Source organism: Patiriisocius sp., from assembly GCF_051252435.1.
Taxonomy (GTDB): Bacteria; Bacteroidota; Bacteroidia; order Flavobacteriales; family Flavobacteriaceae; genus Patiriisocius.
In genome coordinates, this window is record NZ_JBPOFW010000005.1 from 168463 (window position 1) to 190159 (window position 21697).

A 21697-nucleotide genomic window follows, 5' to 3' on the forward strand; every position below is an offset into this window, starting at 1 on the left:
TTATTAAAATTTTAAACTTAGACCAAGTTGATACGTAATAGAGCTCACACGAGCAATATTGTAGCCAGCAGATGCCCATTCTGGGTCATAGCCTTCATAATCTGTAAATACAAATGGATTAAGTACGTTAAAGTAAATTCTGCAATTTGATAAACTTAATTTCTCTACTAGATTTTCACCAAAAGAATATCCAACTGCGATATTCTTTACTTTTATAAATGAAGCATCTCTGTAGTAACCAACACCATCATTTCTCCAGAAAGTACCTTCGTTACGAGGTTGTGGGTACATATTTGATGTTTGTGATGGAATTCCTGCACCGTTTTCAGGGATATACCAATTAGGGATGTCTAATTTTTGACGCCCTCTATCTCTTACATCTGTAAAGTTCTGGTGGTATTCACTAAATACATATACCCCTTGATTTGTGAATGCAGATATCGCTAAATCAAAATTACCTACCCTTAAGTTTGATAAAATACTTCCAGACCAATCTGGGTCTGAATTTCCTAAAATAGTTCTATCGTCGTCCGGAGTTATTTGACCGTCTCCGTTAAGGTCTCTTACTCTTGCTTGTCCTGGGGTTTGTCCATATAGAGCAGCTTCATCTGCTTCATCTGCTTGCCAAACACCATCAAACACATAGTTATAATGAGAGTTAAGCGATTCACCAATGAATAAGTTATTTCCTATATCATCCAATTCGTCTTGACCATAAAGTGATTCAAGTCTGTTTGTGTTCTTAGTGAAAGTAAATGTTGTCTCCCATGACACATTTTTTGTTTTGATATTTTTTGTGTTCAGTAATACTTCAAAACCTTTATTGCTTACAGAACCTACGTTAGCAAATGTGGTTTCCCATCCAGATTCTAGCGGTAGGGCTTGTGCAAAAATCAAATCTTTTGATAATCTATCATACACATCAACACTCGCAGAAACTCTATTGTTAAGAAGTCCAAAATCTAAACCTACGTTCAATTCTCTTGTTTTTTCCCAAGTTAGTTCTGGATTTGCTAGTGTTTCGGCTAACCAACCGTTTGCTGGTGTTCCATTAAAGTCATAATACACTTGCTGGTTAAGAGCATTGATGGTTGAATATGCGCTTACGTTATCGTTTCCGGTAAATCCATAACTTACTCTTGCTTTTAAGTTTGAAATAGTTTTGCTCTCAGCTAAAAAATCTTCTCCACTTACTTTCCAAGCTACTGCTGCAGAAGGGAAAGACTCCCATTTATTTCCTTCAGAAAGGACTGAAGAACCATCCCAACGATTTGATAAAGTGAGTAAATATTTATCATCGAAAGCGTAATTGAGTCTCAATGCATAAGAATTCAACGTCCGCTTCACGTAGTTAGATCCTAGGTTAAAAGTACTCGCATCACCTGAGCCAATATTGTAAATTCCAGTGTCAAATGGTTGAAATCTTGAAGATAGGAATGAACTTTCGGTAGTGTCAGAAAATAAACTTTGAAGCCCTAAGAAGTTAAATGCATGTTTTTCATTAAATGTTTTTGAAATATTAAATGTATTGTCCCAGGTGTAATTAAAGTTGTCTGAGATTGAAAGAAATGAAGAAGGTAGATTTCCATTGCTAATACCTGTATTTGTCATTGCTCCAAAAGCAGTACCTCTTTTAATGTTATTATAATTTCCAGAAAAGGCGGTTTTAAATGTTAGCCACTCTAATGGTTCATATTCTAAGAATACATTAGCAAGAGTTGTCCATTGATTTCTTTCATCTGAAGAATTTGCAATCTCTAATAGTGGATTGTAGGTACTCGTTTTATCAATTACATTACCATCTACTCCAGGTTGTGTTAGTTTACCAGGCTGTGCAAAAAGGCTACCAACAATTTCATTTCCGTTTTCGTCAATCTCCCAAGGAGAAAGGAAAGGATTAAGTCTAAAGGCCTCTCTCATGGCTACATCACTTCCAAGTTGCTCATCTGTTCTCGCGATTGTCATATTAAATCCAGTGGACCACTTATCATTAATTTTGTGGTTAAGACCCCCTTTAAGAGTGTATTTGTCTATGGATTCGTTTGGAATATTTCCTGTTTCGGTTTGATATCCTACACCTAGATTGTATCCAATTCCATTATCGAACCTTCCTGAAATATTAAGATAATTGTTTTGTTGGCTTCCACTTTTCAGCACTGCGTCGTACCAATCAAATGTATTATTTTCTTGAACTCGTCGTAATAATAGGCTATTGCTACTCCCTACAACCGATCCTGCCAAATCTTCTGCGCTTGTATTGGCAGCATCACCACCGTTTGTTGTAGCAAAATAAGCAGATTGATGGTAATACCACCACTTTTCACCGCTCATAAGTTGAGGCAATCTAGCTACTTGTTTAGAACCATAGGATGTATCATACGTTACATTAAAACCATTTTTAGCGCTCGAACCACTTTTTGTAGTAACGATTACAACACCGCTAGCTCCCCTAGAACCATAAATTGCAGCAGATGAAGCATCTTTTAGTATGTCTATTCTTTCAATATCTTGAGGATTTAAAAAAGAAATATCATCAGTTGGAGTTCCATCTACAACATATAGGGGAGTTGTATCTCCAAGTAATGAATTGGATCCTCTTATTTTTATATCGAAACCGTCACCTATTCTACCTGAATTAGAAGAAATTTGAACCCCAGCCACATTTCCTTGAATGGCTTCTAGAGCACTCGTTGTGTTTCTTTCAGTAATATCAGAAGAGCTCAGCGTGCTTACGGCACCTGTTAAATCTTTTTTCTTCACTTTACCATATCCAACTAAAACGATTTGTTCCAGAGATTCGGCCTCAGGTTGTAATATCACTGTCAGAGATGTTTTACCGTCAACAGGCGTGTTTTGTGAAACGTAACCAATTGATGAAAACTCTAATACAGCTGATGCAGTTTTCAAAGTCAAAGAAAATTTCCCATCGAAATCTGTAGAGACACCATTTAAGGTTCCCTGTTCAATTACATTGACGGCAAATAGTGGCTCATTCGTACTGGCGTCAATAATTTGACCGCTTACGGTTGTGCCTTCTTGCGCATAAAGCGTGTTTGATACAATAAACAAAAGTATTGTACTCAAAATCATTAAATACTTTACGTATTTAGTGTGAGATAATTTGTTAGTCATAGTTTGATGTTTAAATTAGTGTGATTCTTGTTTAACTTTAGGTAATGGTGAACTCATAAGTAATCCATTGATATAGGTTTCCTCAAGAGTTATGTTTGAAACATTTTCAAGATTGAGAGGTGTTTCAACCTTCTTAATCTTCACATTTTTTAATATAATATTTTCTATGGGGGATTCTTCGAAGCCATTTGCCAAGACTCCATATTTCCCTCCATTTTCAACAGTTATATTTTCGAGACGAATGTTTCTAACTTCTGGGATAAATTTACCTGTTTGGTTTGCGTACGTGGCGTAATGCATGTTTACTTTGAGAACAGCTTCTTTTACTTGTCCAATGGTTATATTTCTAACATACACACCGTCAACGGTACCTCCACGACGAGAGTTTGTTTTTATACGTATCGCTCTATCAAGATTAGGGCTGTTCATTTCACAATTTTCTACAAAAACATTTTTCACACCTGCGGACATCTCACTTCCAATTACGACTCCACCGTGACCATCTATCATTTTACAATTTTGTACTATAATATTCTCACTTTTTATTCCTATTCGCCTTCCTTCTGCATCTCTCCCAGCTTTTATTGCGATACAGTCATCTCCGGTATTGAAAATGCAGTTTTTTATCAAAACATTTTTTGAATATTCTGGGTCACAACCGTCATTGTTTGGACCGTGGCTTTCTACAGTAACACCATCGATAATTATATTGTTTGATTTAAAAGGATGTATAATCCAAAAAGGAGCATTGACAATTTTGATTCCTTTTACCATAGCATTTTCACATTCATATAATTCAAGAAAATTAGGTCTTAAATAATGATTTTTTCCGAAGACTCTTTCTTCTAGAGGCGTTGCATTATCGCCCATTTCCATAAGTCTTGGAAGATTCAAACTATCACGTTGCATAGGAGTGCCTTTTGACCATCCATATTCTTTACTTCCAGACCATTTCCACCAATTATCATTGCTTGCTTGACCATTTAGAGTTCCTTCTCCAGTAATCGCAATATTTTTCTTTTTATAGGCATAAATCAATGGAGAGTAGTTCATCAACTCAATACCTTCGTAAGAAGTAGGTACTAAGGGGTAATAATCATTTGGATTTGTACTGAACAAGACCTCAGCACCTTTTTGTAGGTGTAGATTTACGTTGTCTTCTAAATGTATTGGGCCAGTGAGATATCTACCTTCATTTATTAAAACAGTTCCTCCGCCATTTTTTGCTACAGCATTAATAGCTTTTGTAATTGATTCACTGCTTGATTTAATTCCAGTAGGATCTGCACCAAAATCATTTATGTTTATTGTGTCACTTTTAAATGATGGCTCAATGATGGTTTCTGAAATTTCAGAAATCATATTCCAAGGATTTGTTATTTCAGAAATAGTGTCATTAGATACTTTACTGTTTTTGTTTTCTACACATGATGCCGAAAATAAAACAACAATGCAAATACAAGACTGATAAATTCGTAGAATTTTTACATTATATTTTTTTATCTGACAATTAAAAACCAACATATATATAGAAATATTTTTTATTTAATGTAATCGATTACCAAACGTAACTATTTCCTTTTTACTTTGCAAATAATTCGTTAAATATTTGTTATAAATTTTGTCAAAATGTAGATATGCCCGTTGAAATATTACTATTTCCGTAATTCAATGTTGAAATAATGAGATTTTGACATTGATTATTTTCATTTTTATTTAATTTAGTAATCGATAACATTAAAGTTAAAGCTTTACATTTGGTTCTTTTTAAAACCAATGTGGGCGTAATTTTTTAGTATGAAGAAAAAAACTACAATCTACGATATTGCGAATGCTCTTAACATAACTGCTGCAACAGTATCAAGGGCACTAAATAATAATCCAAAGATTAGTAAAACTACCAGGAAACTCGTCTTGGAAATGGCAACTAAGATGAATTATGAGCAAAACAAATTGGCTCTAGCTCTTAAGAGTGGAAAAAGTAACAATGTAGGTGTTATTGTTCCCCGAGTGGATATAAGTTTCTTTGGAGCGGTAATTCGAGGTATTGAAGAAGAATTGCACCCATCCGGTTATCAGGTGATTATATGTCAGACTCAAGAAAGTCCTAGTCGAGAATCAGAAAAAATAGATACACTTTTAAATGCACAGGTAGATGGTATTTTGATATCTACTTCGAGTAAAGAGACAGAGCCTTTTGAAAGAATATTAAAAAAGAATATTCCATTGATATTTTTTGATAGAAAAAAGACGATGAATGGAGTAAGCTCGGTTGTAATAAATGATTTTGAAGGGGGATATAAGGCAACAAAACATTTAATTGACCAAGGACATATAAAAATTGCACATTTTTCTGGTGATCGTTCTATTGAAATTTATAATGAACGTTTTCTTGGTTATGAAAAAGCTTTGAAGGATGCTGGTATTTCGCTTTCTGAAGATTATGTAATTCAAATTAGAAGTAATGTAGAAGATGGTGCTACCGCATTAAAAAAAGTGATAAGTCTCAATATACCACCTACAGCACTCTTTTCTGCCAGCGATTTTGGTGCTTTGGGTGCAATTCAACAATTAAAATCAATGGGTCTGAACCTCCCAGATGATTTTGCCGTGGTAGGTTTTAGTAACGAACCATTTACAAAATTTATGGATTTAACAATAACATCGGTAGATCAATCTCCGCTAGAGATGGGCAAAATGGCAGCACGGGTTTTTATCGAGCAGGTTCAGAACAATGAAATGAAGATTGAAAAGAAAGTGGTCCTTGATGCCGAATTAATCATCCGTCAATCTTCAGTTAAACAGGCTGTAAAGAAAAAATAGCTCAATTATAAAATCATAACGAAACACCTCGTTTCCAAGGGATAAAATCGTCTTGATTTAATATGCTTGCTTTAGATTTGGTAGTTCCGCTAGCGACATCTATTATGTAGGTCAACATTGTTTCTGCCATTTCTTCAATTGTTTTCTCACCTCTTATGATTGGGCCTGTATCGACATCAATGATGTCATTCATTTTTTGTGCCAATTCTGAATTTGACGAAACTTTTATAACAGGTGTAATTGGGTTTCCCGTGGGTGTTCCAAGTCCTGTAGTAAAAAGGACAATATTTGCCCCAGAACCTACCATAGCTGTGGTGCTTTCCACATCATTTCCCGGGGTACACAATAAATTTAATCCTGATTTTGTAACATATTCACCATAGTCCAATACATCCACCACGGGTGATGTCCCTCCTTTTTTCGCTGCTCCAGCCGATTTCATAGCGTCTGTAATCAAACCATCTTTAATATTTCCCGGTGAAGGGTTCATATCAAAGCCAGAGCCGGCATCGACGACAGATTTTTCAAACGCTTTCATTAAACTTAAAAATTTCGTCGCAGTTTTTTCTGTTACACATCTATTTACCAGTTCCTGCTCTACCCCACATAGTTCTGGAAATTCAGATAAAATTGCTGTACCACCCATTGCAACCAACATATCTGACGTGTAACCTAACGTAGGATTTGCTGAAATTCCTGAAAACCCATCAGATCCTCCGCATTCAAGACCTACCTTTAATTTAGATAGAGGTGCGGGTTCTCTCACTATAGTATTTGCTTCTTTGATTGCTTCAAAAGAATTTTTTATAATAGCTGAAAGCATTTCGTCAACTGTTCCCATTTGTTGTTGCTCGAACATTAATACGGGCTTTTTATTATCTGGACTAATGGCTTTGAGCGCGTTGTTAAAGATATCTATTTGAAGATTTTGACATCCCAAACTTAAAACGGTTGCTCCAGCAACATTTGGATTTTTTACATATCCTGCCAAAAGTCTTGCAAGACTTTCTGAGTCTTGTCTAATACCACCGCAACCACCGGGATGCGTTATAAATTTCACGTCAATATTTTCAAAAACATTGGTTGTTTTCTCTTCGATAACTTCGGTATTGGCGGTTCTATTATTTACCAACGAACGTAGTAAATCTCTGTGATTATTTGATTTTTGTGTGAGAAGTTCCTTTTCAAATATATCTTTCAATAATTCTATATTTCGGTTTTCACAAAAAACCAACGGGAAAAATAGCCAGACATTTGCCGTACCCACTTGGCCATCTTCTCTGTGGTAGCCCATAAAGGTCTTATCTTTCCATTTTTCAACATTAGGCGCCTCCCAAGGAATAGAATCGGTTTTTTGAGTCACTTTGGCGCTTTGATGTTTTACATTTTCCGTAGTCAAAACACCCCCCTTTTTTATAATTGCACTTGCTTTTCCAACGAGAACACCGTACATAAATATTTTATCGCCTATTTCAAACTTTGTCAAAGCAATTTTGTGTTTTGCTTTTACGTCTGAAATCACTGTGATTTCTTGATTTTCAAACAAAATAACATCAGCTGCCTTTAAATTAACTAAAGCAACTGCTACGTTGTCTGAAGGATGAACTTTTATAAGTTGTTTCTGCATGGCGTTTGTTATTTTGTTTAGTAAGTTTTAGAAAAGTTTGCTAATGCTTTTTCAATTCCATTTTTTTCAATTTCATTGAGAGCAAGTGTTATGGCGTTTTCAAGGTCTTTGACCTTTGTAAGGTCTTGATCCCAAAAAGTTTTGTTTGACAACACAGCATTTGCGACCGCAATGTTGTCATTTTGTTCCCATATTTTATGAAAAGCTTTTACGATTTCCTCACTGTCATTTATTGGTAATCTTTTGCCATTCCAACTCCCTTTGTAAAATAGGATCAAACATGCGAATGCGAAGGTTAAGTTTGTGGGCAAACTATTGTTTTTTTCTTCAAACTCAAGCAGACTAGGTAAAACTCTCACTTTAAATTTGGAGATAGAATTTAGAGCGATGTCAGCCAATTTATGTTTGATAAATGGATTTCTGAAGCGGTCAAGAACTTCTTCGGCAAAGCTGTCCAACTCACTTTTTTCCATAGGTAGTACGTCGTTGATTTCGTTGAAAATTGCTTTGTTAACAAAACTTCCAGTAAATGGATTATCGATAGTTTCTTTGACTGTTTCATTTCCGTAGAGTAAAGCGAGAGGTACCATTGAAGTATGGGCACCATTTAAAATACGCACTTTACGCGTACGGTAGGGCTGCATATCCTTTACAATTTTTACGTCCAAGTCTGTTTTATGAAAAGGTAATTTTTTCTTTAATTTTTCATCTCCTTCAATCACCCAAAGTAGGAATAGCTCTGCTGCGACAATCAAATTATCTTTATAATCTAATTGTGCATTGTAGGCTTCAATTTCATCTTTGGGATAGCCCGGTACAATTCTGTCCACGAGTGTACTATGAAATGAGCAGTGGTTACTAATCCAGTTGGTAAAGTCACCACTTAATTTCCAATCCGCAGCATACTGCAGTATGATTTCTTTTAATTTTTCTGAATTATTATTGATAAGTTCACAAGGAATAATAGTCAACGCTTTATCTGAAGCACCCTTAAAATGAGTAAACCTTTTGTATAACAGAACTGTTAACTTGGCTGGAAATGAACTAGGTGGTTGCATTTCCATCGAGTCACTTTTTACATAATCGATACCTGCTTCGGTAGTATTTGAGATTATTAATTGTAATTCATCTTCTTTGGCAAGCTCTAAATAATCATTAAAATTTGAGTAGGGGTCAACTCCTTTTACAATGTTTGTAATCAATTCATGTTTTTGGATTTCCTTTCCTTTTTGAATTCCTTTTAAAAATAAGGTGTAAAGCCCATCTTGGTCATTCAGTATCTTTGCCATTCCTCTGTCTATGGGTTGCACGACAGCAATTCCTGCATTGAAGTTTGCTTTTTCGTTTAATTTCTGAAAAGCGTATTCTACAAAAGCTCTCAAAAAATTACCCTCACCGAACTGTACTATTTTTATCGGAGGAGTCGTTTTTAATTGAGCTGTATCTCGATGTAATATTTTCTTTTCCATAATAAGGATAATAATTTTAATTATAGGTCAAATAAACTAGGTAACCAAAGCGTAAGTTGCGGGATATATGTCACTAAAAACAAAGAGACAATCATTGCCATAAAAAGGGGTAGCAGCGGTTTCATTACCTTTTGTATCGTTGTCTGTGCAACGCCCACACCCACAAAGAGCACCGAGCCTACTGGCGGTGTACAAAGACCAATGCAAAGATTAAGTACCATAATAATTCCGAAATGAACGGGGTCCATACCAAGACCAGTGACGACTGGTAAAAAAATGGGTGTGAATATTAGTACGGCAGGTGTCATGTCCATAAAAATTCCAACAAAAAGAAGAATCAGGTTTATAATTAATAGAATGACAATAGGGTTATCACTAATTGCTAGGAGTGATGAGCTTATTTCTTGAGGAATATTTTCATAACTCATCACCCATGACATACTCATCGATGCGGCAATAAGTAACATTACCACAGCTGTTGTTGAAGATGAATCCAATAAAATTTCTGGCAATGATGAAAAATTAATTTCCTTATAGATAAAGCCCAGTACAAGCGTATATAAAACAGCGATTGCTGAAGCCTCTGTGGCAGTAAAAACTCCAGTTACGATACCTCCTATTACGATGACCAATAAAAAGAGACTTGGCAGAGCATCCAAAAATGTTTTAAAGACTTCTTTGAAAGAACTCCTTTTCCCAATTTTATATTTTTTCTTTTTTGCCCAAAAAGAAGCAACAACCATTAAAAGTAGTCCCGTTAAAATTCCGGGAATATATCCAGCTAAAAACAAAGCTGCAATAGATACGCCTCCACTAGCTAATGAATATACAATGAGTACATTACTGGGAGGTATTATCAACCCAGTAGTAGCTGATGTAATATTTACAGCAGCACCAAACTCTCTTGAATATCCCTCTTTTTCCATTTCGGGGCCTAAAATACTTCCCATTGCAGATGCAGAAGCCATTGCACTTCCAGCGATAGCTCCCATAAGCATTGCGCCTATAACGTTTATTAACGCTAATCCTCCCGGTAAGGATCCAACGAGAGTTTTTGCAAATGCGATAAGCCGGTGGGCAATCCCTCCTTTATTCATTAATTGTCCAGAGAGGATGAAAAACGGTATTGCTAGTAGTGCAAAACTATCGAGTCCAGTACCCAATCGCTGCGAGACTGTCGTAAATGCTGGCAATGCTGGTATAGTGACAAGCATAGTCAATACAGATGAAATTGCAATACTCCAAGCTACTGGTGTTCCAATTGATAACAAGCAAAGGAAACTTAAAACTAATACTAAAATTGGGATAAAATCCATAATTACTTGGTGTTTAAAAGGTCATATATTTTATAATAAATGATGAGAGCACCACTTAATGGAATTGAGAAGTAAACAAAAGCTAATGGAATCTGTAACGCCGGTGATTTTTGATCGAGAACATAAGTGATATAAACCAATCTCAAGCCACCTATTACCATGGCAAAAAGTGCGAATGCTATTATCAAAATATATACAATTTGTTTAAATTTTTTCTGTCTTTGAGTTGAAGATCGTTGTGGTAAAACATCTATAGCGACGTGCATATTTCTTCCCGAAACATAAGCGGCCCCTAAAATTCCTAACCAAATCATAAGGTATCTTGCCAGTTCATCTGTAAATGAACTTGGAGTGTCAACAACAAACCTTGTAAAGACTTGCCAAATTACATTTATAACCATCACGCTCATAATGATTATGAGAATTTTGCCTAAAATTGAATCAACCTTATCTCTCATATTTATGCTATTGAATTAATTTAATTTTTTCAATCAACTTCTTCATTGCTGGGTCTGTCTCGTACAGTTCATATACGCCTTTAACATCGGCTTCAAAAAGAGATTTGTCTGGCCTGGTAATAGTAACACCCGCTTTTTGAACTTCTTCTAAAGCTTCTCTTTCGGCCTCTGCCCAAAGTGTTCTTTGATAGGTTACCGAATTATCAACCGCTTGTTGTAACCATTTTTTTTCTTGATCATTCAATTTGTTCCAAATATGGGTTCCTATAATCAATACATCTGGAAGCATTGTATGCTCGTCAAGTGTATAAAATTTACATACCTCATAATGTCTTGATAAATAAAAACTGGGTGGATTGTTTTCTGCACCATCTACGACACCCTGTTGTAAGGAAGTATATAGTTCACCCCAAGAAATAGGAGTAGGTGAACCACCTAAACTTTTTACCATGTCCATGGCAGTAACACTTTCCATGACCCGTATTTTTAAACCTTCAAGGTCTAAAGGTGTATTTATAGGCTTGTTTTTTGTGTAAAAACTTCTACTCCCGGCGTCGTAGTAACCAAGGCCTTTAATCCAGTATTTAGTTCCCTCATCTAAGAGTTCTTCACCAATGGGTCCGTCGAGAACATTAAACGAATGTTGCTTGTCTCTAAACAGAAATGGCAATCCAAACACTTTCATTCTTGGTGCAAAATTTTCCATAACACCTACTGATACTTTGGTCATGTCCAAACTCCCTATTTGGAGTAGTTCAATACACTCACGCTCCGTACCCAATTGTTGGCTTGGATAAATTTCTAGCTCCATTTTTCCGCCAGAAATTTCAGCAAGATCCTCCTGCATGCTTAACATTGCTTTGTGTACAGAATGATTGACATCTAGGCTATGTGCCAATTTTATGGTACGAGTACCGCTAATAGTTTCGCAACTGGTCGATACGATTATCATCACGAAAAGAGGCAGTAATAGCGTTATTTTTTTAAACTTCATTAGTTTTTATGTTTTTGATAATCCCCATAGTATGTTCAACTTTTTCCTTGAGTGATTTAAATTTTTTATCATTGACAAACTCCTTTGTTATCAGTTGTGACCCCATGCCTACACAAGTGACTCCCGCCATAAACCAAGAACTCAAATTTTCATGAGTAGGGGAGACTCCACCAGTAGGCATTATGCTTGTCCAAGGCTGAGGACCTTTAATTCCTTTAACGAATTTTGGTCCGTATACTTCACCAGGAAATAATTTTACAATTTCGCATCCAAGTTCTTCAGCTTTTGCAATTTCTGAGAGAGATCCACATCCCGCAGACCACAGTACTTTTCTACGATTGCATACCTTTGCGATATCTTTTCTGAAAACAGGAGTAACAATAAAATTTGCACCCATTTGCATATATAGCGAGGCCGCTGCAGCATCTGTAACCGAACCAACACCTAAAATCATTCCGGGTAATTCTGAAATACTATATGTAATAAGTTCAGCGAAAACTTCATGAGCAAAATCTCCTCTTGCTACAAACTCTAATAATCTTGCACCACCATCATAACAGGCTTTTACAACATTTTTGCAAACAGTTATATCATGATGATAGAACAAAGGCACAAGGCCAGTTTCCTCCATGGTTTTAATAACTTCAAGTCTTGAATATTGTGCCATAATTATGCTATTTTTTTTATTAAATTATCAAAATGTAAAGCACAAGAGGCTTGAAGGGTTTTTGGATTTTCTTCAGCGCTTATGTGGGTATATTCTACAGGTAGTTTTGTGTTAACTAACTCATTTTTATTATTAAGGTTTGTAGATAACACAATAGCGCCGTCTATACTTCCATCATTGATTTGATCAAGATATTCCTTCTCTTTAAGTTGATTTTCAAAGGACTGAAAGAGCATAATTCTATACCCCAATTTTGAAGCAGCTTTTTGAATATTACACAAAGATTCACTATAAAAAATATTGTTTACTCTGGGCAGAATTACGGCGATGATAAATGTTTTGTTTTTACGTAATGCAATGGCATTTTTGTTCGGCACATACTTATTTAAAAGAGCAAACTCTTGTATGACCGCCCTAGCTCTTACACCAATATCTTCTTTATTGTTGAGCGCTTTAGATACTGTAGAGATTGAGTATCCAGTTGAATTTGATATTTCTTTTAACGTCATCATAATATTTGTTTATCTTGAAACTTTTCCACTTCCATCACCGCTGGCCATTTTTTCAACTTCAGCTATTGAAACAAGGTTGAAATCTCCAGAAATAGTATGTTTTAAGCAACACGCCGCTACTGCAAAATCCAGTGCTTTTTGTGTGTCTTTCTCGTAGGTTAATAACCCGTAAATCAATCCTCCCATAAAAGCATCGCCACTTCCCACTCTATCCACAACCGGAGTTACTTCTTTGATGGCAGCATTGTATAATCGTTTTCCGTCGTATAAAATACCGCCTATTCTTTGGTGTGAAGCACTTACGGTATAACGAAGGGTTGTCGCTACGGTTTTTAAATTAGGAAGTTGATTAAATAGCTTGTCGTAAAGTGCAGGGAGTGATTTTTCATCTTGATAATTGGGGTCTTGTTTAGGTTTTCCCAACATAAAAAAAGCGGTATCCAAATCTCCTAAAATAATATTACTATATTTTAATAGTTCTGGCATAATCTCCTTAGGCTCTTTTCCATATTGCCATAATTTTGATCGATAATTTAAATCTGAGGAAATGGTAATACCCATATTATGTGCCGTTTCTATGGCTTTTAGACATTCGTCTGCGGCATTTTTTGAAATGGCGGGTGTTATGCCACTCCAGTGGAACCAAGTTGCATCCTTTAAAATTTCTTCCCAATCGAGAGAATTTTCTTCAATGTTTGCCATGGCGCTGTTGGCTCTATCATAGACAACATTACTACCTCTTGTCCCGGCTCCTGTCTCTAAGAAATAGATGCCTAACCTATCTCCTCCATATATAACGTGAGAAGAGTTTACATTTAATTTTCGCATCTCCTTTAAAACACAAGCACCGATTTCGTTTTTTGGTAATCGCGTTACAAAAGATGTGTCTATCCCAAAATTAGCCAAAGAAACACAAACATTAAATTCTCCACCACCATAGCTGGCAGCAAAGGCCTTTGCTTGTGTAAAGCGTAAGTGTCTTTCGGTTGAAAGACGCAACATAATTTCTCCAAAACCAATTACTTTGCTCATAATATTCTTAAATAAAATCTTTTCTGTAGGGACTAAAAATATCCACCAACATTCCCTCTTCTTGACAAACTACCCCATGTACTACATTTGAAGGAACAAAAAATGAATGTCCTTTTTTTATTATTTCCATAGTACCATCAATGGTTACTTCAAATGTACCTGAAGCTATATACGTTGCCTGTGTTTCAAAATGCTTGTGTAATTCGCCCACACCACCATTTTCAAATGCTACTTGTACCATCATCATAGATTCGTTATAAGCTACTATTTGGCGACTTATATGTTCGTCTATAATTTCCCATTCATTGTTTTCTTTAAAAAAATGTTGCATTTTATTATTCATAATCATTTTTAAAAATCAAAATATTCTTTAGCATTATTGTAGCTGATGTCTGAAATCAATTTTCCAATCCATTCCATATCATCTGGCAATTCTCCTTTTTTAATTTCTTCTCCAAAAAGATTACAAAGAATTCTTCTGAAATATTCATGCCTTGGGAATGACATAAAGCTTCTTGAGTCTGTCAACATACCTATAAAACAACTTATAAGACCCATGTTTGAGAGCGCATTGAGTTGTTTAGTCATTCCATCTTTTTGATCTAAAAACCACCAACCAGAACCAAACTGAACTTTTCCTTTGACACTACCATCGTTAAAATTACCCGCCATCGTTGCCATTACTTCATTATCTGCAGGGTTTAAGTTATATAGAATTGTTTTGGTCAATTTATCTTTGCTGTCCAATGTATTTAAGAAAGCAGATAGCTTTTGTGCTTGAGAATAATCACCAATAGAATCCCATCCTGTGTCTGGCCCTAAAATTTTGTGCATACGCGCATTATTATTTCTTAGTGCACCTAAATGAAATTGTTGCACCCAGCCTTTGGTATGATACATTTCAGATAAAAACAGAAGGATTGCGCTTTCAAATTTTGCAGCATCTTCCGTCGTGACTGTCCCTCCACTTCGTTTCTTCTTGAAAATTGTCGCTACTTGTGATTCGGTGAAATCTTCAAAAGATATTTTATCAAGACCGTGATCACATAATCTGCATCCATTTTTATGAAAATAATCGATGCGTTTACCTAAAGCGTCACATAAATCGTTGAAAGAACTTATTTCAATTTCGGCGCTTTTTCCTAGGGCGTCAATATAATCGTTATATCCTTCACTGAGTATTAAAATCGCTTTATCCGGTCTAAAAGCAGTGCTTACTTTTACTGAAAAGTCACTACCTGAAATATCTTTATGATGGTTTAAAGTATCGGTTGGGTCTTCGGTCGTGCAGATTACTTCGGCATTTGCTTTTTTCAAGAGGTTTCTACAACTATATTCTTGGCTGCTTAATTTTTCAGACGTTTCAGCATAGATGTGAGTTGCAGTTTTTTCATTGAGTGGTTCAAAAATGTCAAAATATCTAGCAAGTTCAAGGTGTGTCCAATGGTATAATGGGTTTCTCATCGTGTAAGGAACCGTTTTTGCCCAATGCATAAATTTTTCCTCATCGGTTGCAATGCCTGTAATAAATTTTTCATCGATACCAAGCGTACGCATTGCTCGCCATTTATAGTGGTCACCGCGAATCCAGACATTCGTCAAATTATTGAATATTTTATCTTCTGCAATTTGTTGTGGTGGCAAGTGATTGTGATAATCAATAATGGGTTGATTTTTCGCATACGTGTGGTACAGCTCTTCAGCATACTTATTTTCAAGTAAGAAATTATCTGTTATAATTGATTTGCTCATTAAAATTTTAATAAAAATTAATCTTCGTTATATGGTTTCCCTATAGTTGCCAAGATTCCGCCATCTACATATATTATTTGTCCATTTACAAAATCACTCGCTTTTGAGGCTAGAAAAACCGCAGTTCCTTCTAAGTCTTCAGGATTTCCCCAACGAGCTGCAGGTGTTCTGTTTATGATAAAATCGTTAAAAGGATGTCCGTCTACGCGTATTGGGGCTGTTTGAGAAGTAGCAAAATATCCAGGACCAATTCCATTAACCTGAACATTGTGTTTTGCCCATTCAGTAGCAAGATTCTGTGTCAACATTTTTAAACCACCCTTAGCAGCAGCATAAGCCGAAACAGAGTTTCTTCCTAATTCGCTCATCATGGAACAAATGTTAATGATTTTTCCTTCTTTGCGTTCAATCATTTGTTTACCAATAGCTTGCGCCATGATAAAAGGACCAACTAAATCTACATCGATAACTCTTCTAAAATCTGAAACCGGCATTGTAATAGCTAGTTCTCTTTTAATGATACCAGCATTATTAACGAGGATATGAATATCACCAACCTCTTTTGATATGATAGCAACTTTTTCTTCTACAACGTTTTCGTTAGTAACATCAAAAATATAACCCGTAGCATTAAATCCCTGTTTTTTATAAAATTCAAGTGATTTCTTAAGCTTTTCGGGTGTAGTGCTCGTTATCACTAATCTAGCTCCTGCATTACCAAGACCAACAGCCATAGCCATCCCAAGTCCATGTGTGCCACCAGTAATTAATGCTGTTTTACCTTTTAAGTTGAATAATTCCATTTCTATAATAATTCGTTTGGTGGAAAGCTGTCCATATCACCATAGTCTAGATTCTCTCCAGCCATTCCCCAGATAAATGAATAATTGGAAGTTCCTGCTCCAGAGTGAATAGACCATTCCGGTGAAAGTACTGCTTGATTATTTTGTAAAAAGATGTGTCTTGTGTTTTTTGGTTCTCCCATAAAATGTGAGATAGTCTGTGGACTCTCAAGATCAAAATAGAAGTAGGCTTCCATTCTTCTATTATGAGTATGTGCAGGCATAGTGTTCCAAACATTGCCTGGCAATAACTCTGTGAGTCCCATTTGTAACTGGCATGTTTCAACAATGCTGTTGACTATCAACTTGTTGAGTATTCTTTTATTAGCAGATTTTTCGTCGCCTAGTTGGATAACTTCAGCTTCATTTTTGCCTACTTTTTTAGTAGGAAATTTTTTATGGGCAGGAGCAGAGTTTAAGTAAAATAGTGCTGGATTATCTTTATCATCACTAGTGAATGAAACATTTTTACACTCTTTGCCTACATAAAGAGCTTCCTTTTTATTGAGCATATACGTTTCTCCATCGACAGTAACTTTTCCGGCACCTCCAACATTGACGATTCCTAATTCTCTTCGGTCTAAGAAATTTTCAGATTTTAGATATGGAATGGTTTCAAGTACAAGCTCTCCATTTAAAGGCATTGCACCGCCCACAATATAACGGTCGTACATGGAATAGGTGAGGTTGATTTCATTTTTTGCGAAAAGATTATCTATAAGAAAATGTTCTCTAAGTTCATCAGTTCCGTATTTTTTTGCATCCGTAGGATTAGTTGCGTATCTAAAACTATAATTGGTCATAAAGTATTATTATTTATTTAACTGTAATCGATTACACAAATATAAAATAATTTAAATTAAAACCTAATTATTTATAATTATGAATTTTTGAGCAGGTTTTTTAACAAATTCATAATGTTATAAAACAAGAATTATACGATTTTCAAAGGATTAACCCGAGATATGAACAATTATATGGATTTGATTAATAAAGTTCTTCGGAAATATTAATTCCAAACTATTTCAATTTAAACTGAAAATTCAGTCCAACCATTCCTGTGTTGAGTACACTGTTGAGGTTTACTTGGGCATGAGGTCCAAAACCAAATCGCCTAGAGGGTGTTGGGTAGAACAAAAGCTTTGCGCGACCACCGTAACCAAGGGTTGTCTCATTCAACCGATTAAAATCAGTAGTAGGATTGCTATAAGAAGTGATAACTATACTGGGTCCTAAATGTCCTTCAATCCTGAACCAGGGCGCAATTGTAAATTCGCGACCATAGTAAGCCCCTATTTGTACAATAGATGTATTATTGCTATTGCCAAAAATATGTACTTCTTGCAAGGAACTTGCATAAAACGTGAATAGATGACTGTGGTAGTTTGCGGTTACATCAACACTTATTGCAAGCCCCTCTTCTTTTCTAAAATCTGAGTCGAAATCACCCCAAACTCCAGGGGCTAAACTAATAGATTGAACAAATAGGCCTCGTTGTTCGTTCTCTTCTTGCGCATATAAAGTATGCGTACATAATGCAAGTGCCAATAAAATAATTACTTTTTTCATAGTTTTTTGTTCAATGTAATATATTTTTTATGAATAAAACCTTATGTTTTTATTAAGAGAATCAAATTTAGAAGAACAAAATAGTTCTGTATCTTTGCCACTTGTAAATTAAACCATTTCTTGCAGAGAAAACCACAAATAGGAAATATTATAATATCGGTTTTGCTTTTTGTAGCATTTGCGTTTCCTTCTGCGGTGCAATTTTCACATGCATTAGAAGGACATGAACACACACCTTGCACAGAGGTTACTACCCACATGCATCAGGATTTGCCAGAATGTCAAGTGTGTGATTTCCATTTAGCGACGTTTAATTACGAAATTTTAGAATATCCAGATTTCAAAGTATATAAAGTTCCTTCAAAAAGAGTAAAGACCATTTCTTCGGTTCTTTCTAAAAAATTTTATTTCACAAATACCCAATTAAGAGCACCGCCTGTAGATTTTGTCTAGTTAAACTTTTATTTATCTAAATCAAGAATCTATATGCGTTTTTACGCCTTTATACTATTGCTTATATCTAGCGGTAGTTTGCTATCACAAAATTGTGACGCTATTTTCTCTGGTAAAGTAATTGATTCGCACGATGATACTTTACTGGCAGGAGCAACATTATTAATAATTGAAACAGGTCAATCTGCTCTTACAGATTTTGATGGTAATTTCAGTATTTCGTCATTATGTAATGCAAGCTACGACGTACAAATTTCGCATCCGTACTGTGATACTGTTACCTATACGGTAAAGATAAATGGAAATACAACCAAAACTTTCCGTCTAGAGCATCACTTGGAAGAACTCAACGAAGTTACAGTGAAGGGTAGGGCGTATGAAAAGAAAAGCAATTCGCTCGTAGAAACCGTTATTTCTAAAGAAACATTAGAAAGCTTTAGCAATGGGTCTTTGGGTGATGCATTAAATAGTCTGTCTGGTGTATCATCGCTCAACACGGGTAATACAGTTGTAAAGCCAGTAATTAATGGACTTCACAGCAGTAGGGTAGTGATTATGAATAACGGCGTGCGCATGGAAGACCAAGAATGGGGAGCCGAGCATGCGCCCAATGTTGATGTAAATTCTTCCGGAAATTTAACCGTAATCAAAGGAGCGGGAGCGTTGCAATATTCGGGAGATGCCGTAGGTGGCGTTATAATTTCCGAAGCTGCAAAAGTACCCGTAAAAGATACGTTATATGGGAAAACCCTAATGACAGCTGCTACAAATGGTCGTGGAGCTTCGCTGTCCACATCGCTATCTAAAGGAACAAAAACAGGTTGGTACGGTACTGTTCAAGGTACATTGAAGCGCTATGGCGATTTTGAAGCTCCAGACTATGTACTGAGCAACACGGGTATTTTTGAACGCAACGCATCATTGAGCGTAGGATTGAATAAGTTTAACTTCGGCGTGGAAGCCTATTATTCTCTTTTTAGAAACGAAATAGGAATTTTAAGAGCATCGCACATTGGCGGTGCTACAGACCAAATAAGAGCCATTAACAGCAATCGACCGCTTATTGTCAATGACTTTACCTATACCATAGATGACCCACGGCAGGATGTTACACACCATTTGGCTCGTGTAAAAGGATTTAAAAGGTTAGAAGGTTTAGGAAAAATAAGTCTGCAATACGATTTTCAGCAAAACAACAGGCTTGAGTTTGACGTTCGCCGCGGGGACGATCGTGATGATGCTTCCTTAGATTTAAAGTTAACGACACATACAATTCAGTTGAATTTGGATGCTGAAATTTCAGAAAAATTAGACATGACCGCAGGCATTATGACCCGATATCAAAATAACTTCGCAAATCCAGATACGGGCGTGAGAAGATTGATACCAGATTATGACCGTTATGATGCTGCCGCTTATGGTATTCTGAAATATGAAATAAATGAAAATTTAATAGCCGAATTAGGAGCTCGCTTTGATTACACCTATATGGACGTCTTTAAATTTTACAGAACATCCTTTTGGGAATCCCGAAACTATGACGACTTGTTTCCAGAAATCGTTGTGGAGGAATTAGACAATCAACTTTTGACAAATCCTCAACTCAATTTTTATAATCCTTCAGTAACTGCGGGAGCAACGTATGCTTTTGATGATGCTTCGAGTTTGTTTTTTAATTACTCGTTGGCATCGAGAGCTCCCAATCCTTCTGAGCTCTTTAGCGAAGGCTTGCACCATTCGGCTTCAAGGATAGAGTTGGGTGACTTGCGTTTTGATTCGGAGACGGCGCATAAATTTTCTGTCACATTTCAGCATAAAAGAAAAGGGCTGGATTTTTCAATAAACCCTTATGTAAATTCAATTTCAGATTTTATTGTGATAGAGCCAACTGGTGTTCAACAAACCATACGTGGAAACTTTCAAGTATGGGAATATCGCCAGACAGATGCGCAGTTATTGGGAGTAGACGTAGATGCTAATATTGTGATTGATGAGAATTTCAGCTTTAAGCATCAATTTTCTTTCGTCAAGGGCTATGACCGTTCTCGTGATGAACCTTTGATAGACATGCCGCCGGTAAACACGACGAACGAAATTGTCTATGAAAATAAACAATTGAACAAGTTACGTTTGGCTTTAGAAAGTCAATATGTATTTCGTCAAAATGAGTTCCCAGATACAAACTTTGAAGTTTTCAATCCAGAAACTGAAATGGATGAACTCGTGGATGTAAGTACCCCGCCAGATGCGTATCATCTATTAAATTTTAAATCAAGTATGGATTTTAATGTTGGGAGCGAGTCTAATCTCACAGTGGGATTGAACGTGACCAATGTACTAAATACCTCTTATAGAAATTACCTCAATCGCCTACGATATTACGCGGATGACTTGGGAAGAAATATTTTATTAAACCTTAAAATTAATTATTAATTAAAAACAAAAAAAAATGAAAAACTTAAAAATTTTTAGTGCAGCAATTATAGCAGGATTATTCAGTCTTGCTTGTTCAAATGATGATGATACCACTCCTGTGCCAGTTAACGAAGAGGAGGTAATCACAACGTTTACTGCAACTTTGAGACCTCAAGGAGGGGGAACAGCCGTTATTTTGCAAAGTAGAGATATTGATGGAGATGGTGGAGATGCTCCCGTAGTTACAGTTTCTGGAAACTTGAGTGCCAATACCACATATAACGGTGAAATAATTCTCCTCAATGAAACGGTGAGTCCACCAGATAATATTACTACTGAAGTAGATGAAGAAGGAGAAGAACACCAGTTTTTTTACACAGTGGGTGGAACACTCGATGTAACTACTACCTATGTTGATTTTGATTTAGACGGAAATCCTGTAGGGATACTGTTTACTCTTACTGCGAATGCTGCCAGTTCTGGGAATTTAACATTCACATTACGTCACGAGCCTACAAAACCCAATACAGGTTTAGGTGATGCAGGAGGCGAAACTGATATTGCCGTAACTTTTACAGATGTAACTGTGCAATAAGCAGTTACAATATCAAATTTTTTAAACCAAAATACCCGTTG

The 21697-nt window shown here is 36.0% G+C and carries 19 protein-coding genes; 4 read left to right on the forward strand and 15 right to left on the reverse strand.

The window, feature by feature from the left end; all coding sequences use genetic code 11:
• Nucleotides 1-3: 3 nt before the first annotated feature.
• Both ACSHW7_RS12410 and ACSHW7_RS12415 read right to left on the reverse strand, forming a co-directional pair.
• Complete coding sequence (locus ACSHW7_RS12410; protein WP_435679680.1) at nucleotides 4-3132, reverse strand: SusC/RagA family TonB-linked outer membrane protein; 3129 nt, start codon at nucleotides 3130-3132, stop codon at nucleotides 4-6.
• Between the two features lie 15 nt (nucleotides 3133-3147).
• Entirely contained in the window at nucleotides 3148-4494 is a 1347-nt protein-coding gene (locus ACSHW7_RS12415; protein WP_435679681.1) for a glycoside hydrolase family 28 protein, read from the reverse strand.
• A 435-nt stretch (nucleotides 4495-4929) separates the two neighbouring features.
• Between ACSHW7_RS12415 and ACSHW7_RS12420 the strand changes: the two genes are divergently transcribed.
• Nucleotides 4930-5955, forward strand: a complete 1026-nt coding sequence (locus ACSHW7_RS12420; RefSeq protein ID WP_435679682.1) for a LacI family DNA-binding transcriptional regulator — start codon at nucleotides 4930-4932, stop codon at nucleotides 5953-5955.
• Between the two features lie 13 nt (nucleotides 5956-5968).
• Here ACSHW7_RS12420 and ACSHW7_RS12425 read toward each other — a convergent pair whose 3' ends face one another.
• The 13 genes from ACSHW7_RS12425 to ACSHW7_RS12485 all read right to left on the reverse strand — a co-directional run bounded on the left by ACSHW7_RS12425 (nucleotide 5969) and on the right by ACSHW7_RS12485 (nucleotide 18193).
• Nucleotides 5969-7582: a UxaA family hydrolase gene (locus ACSHW7_RS12425; RefSeq protein ID WP_435679683.1), complete on the reverse strand. Its 1614-nt coding sequence runs from the start codon at nucleotides 7580-7582 to the stop codon at nucleotides 5969-5971.
• Between the two features lie 17 nt (nucleotides 7583-7599).
• Nucleotides 7600-9051 carry a tagaturonate reductase gene (locus ACSHW7_RS12430; RefSeq protein WP_435679684.1) on the reverse strand — a complete coding sequence of 484 codons (1452 nt, stop codon included), beginning with the start codon at nucleotides 9049-9051 and terminating at the stop codon, nucleotides 7600-7602.
• A 20-nt stretch (nucleotides 9052-9071) separates the two neighbouring features.
• A complete protein-coding gene (locus ACSHW7_RS12435) occupies nucleotides 9072-10367 on the reverse strand; it encodes a TRAP transporter large permease (protein WP_435679685.1) in 1296 nt (431 codons plus the stop codon).
• A 2-nt stretch (nucleotides 10368-10369) separates the two neighbouring features.
• Entirely contained in the window at nucleotides 10370-10825 is a 456-nt protein-coding gene (locus ACSHW7_RS12440) for a TRAP transporter small permease (RefSeq protein WP_435679686.1), read from the reverse strand.
• A gap of 7 nt (nucleotides 10826-10832) precedes the next feature.
• Entirely contained in the window at nucleotides 10833-11819 is a 987-nt protein-coding gene (locus ACSHW7_RS12445; RefSeq protein ID WP_435679687.1) for a TRAP transporter substrate-binding protein, read from the reverse strand.
• A complete protein-coding gene (locus ACSHW7_RS12450) occupies nucleotides 11809-12486 on the reverse strand; it encodes a bifunctional 4-hydroxy-2-oxoglutarate aldolase/2-dehydro-3-deoxy-phosphogluconate aldolase (RefSeq protein ID WP_435679688.1) in 678 nt (225 codons plus the stop codon). Before ACSHW7_RS12450 ends, ACSHW7_RS12445 begins: the two co-directional genes overlap by 11 nt.
• A 2-nt stretch (nucleotides 12487-12488) precedes the next feature.
• On the reverse strand, nucleotides 12489-12998 hold the full coding sequence (locus ACSHW7_RS12455; RefSeq protein ID WP_435679689.1) for a LacI family DNA-binding transcriptional regulator: 510 nt from the start codon (nucleotides 12996-12998) through the stop codon (nucleotides 12489-12491).
• Nucleotides 12999-13007: 9 nt separating this feature from the next.
• Complete coding sequence (locus ACSHW7_RS12460; protein ID WP_435679690.1) at nucleotides 13008-14030, reverse strand: PfkB family carbohydrate kinase; 1023 nt, start codon at nucleotides 14028-14030, stop codon at nucleotides 13008-13010.
• Between the two features lie 7 nt (nucleotides 14031-14037).
• Nucleotides 14038-14373: a cupin domain-containing protein gene (locus ACSHW7_RS12465; RefSeq protein ID WP_435679691.1), complete on the reverse strand. Its 336-nt coding sequence runs from the start codon at nucleotides 14371-14373 to the stop codon at nucleotides 14038-14040.
• An 8-nt stretch (nucleotides 14374-14381) separates the two neighbouring features.
• Nucleotides 14382-15782, reverse strand: a complete 1401-nt coding sequence (uxaC, locus tag ACSHW7_RS12470) for a glucuronate isomerase (RefSeq protein WP_435679692.1) — start codon at nucleotides 15780-15782, stop codon at nucleotides 14382-14384.
• Between the two features lie 17 nt (nucleotides 15783-15799).
• Nucleotides 15800-16585: a gluconate 5-dehydrogenase gene (locus ACSHW7_RS12475; protein ID WP_435679693.1), complete on the reverse strand. Its 786-nt coding sequence runs from the start codon at nucleotides 16583-16585 to the stop codon at nucleotides 15800-15802.
• A 2-nt stretch (nucleotides 16586-16587) separates the two neighbouring features.
• On the reverse strand, nucleotides 16588-17427 hold the full coding sequence (kduI, locus tag ACSHW7_RS12480; RefSeq protein ID WP_435679694.1) for a 5-dehydro-4-deoxy-D-glucuronate isomerase: 840 nt from the start codon (nucleotides 17425-17427) through the stop codon (nucleotides 16588-16590).
• A 217-nt stretch (nucleotides 17428-17644) separates the two neighbouring features.
• A complete protein-coding gene (locus ACSHW7_RS12485) occupies nucleotides 17645-18193 on the reverse strand; it encodes a hypothetical protein (RefSeq protein ID WP_435679695.1) in 549 nt (182 codons plus the stop codon).
• Between the two features lie 120 nt (nucleotides 18194-18313).
• On the opposite strand from ACSHW7_RS12485, the gene ACSHW7_RS12490 reads away from it, so the two are divergent.
• From ACSHW7_RS12490 to ACSHW7_RS12500, 3 genes are read left to right on the forward strand one after another with little or no spacing between them, the layout of a single operon-like run.
• Nucleotides 18314-18646 (forward strand): hypothetical protein, encoded by a 333-nt coding sequence (locus tag ACSHW7_RS12490; RefSeq protein WP_435679696.1) that lies wholly within the window; start codon nucleotides 18314-18316, stop codon nucleotides 18644-18646.
• Nucleotides 18647-18679: 33 nt separating this feature from the next.
• The gene (locus tag ACSHW7_RS12495) at nucleotides 18680-21079 is read left to right on the forward strand and encodes a TonB-dependent receptor (protein ID WP_435679697.1); all 2400 of its coding nucleotides are present in this window, start codon (nucleotides 18680-18682) and stop codon (nucleotides 21077-21079) included.
• A 16-nt stretch (nucleotides 21080-21095) separates the two neighbouring features.
• Nucleotides 21096-21656, forward strand: a complete 561-nt coding sequence (locus ACSHW7_RS12500) for a type 1 periplasmic binding fold superfamily protein (RefSeq protein WP_435679698.1) — start codon at nucleotides 21096-21098, stop codon at nucleotides 21654-21656.
• Nucleotides 21657-21697 lie beyond the last annotated feature (41 nt).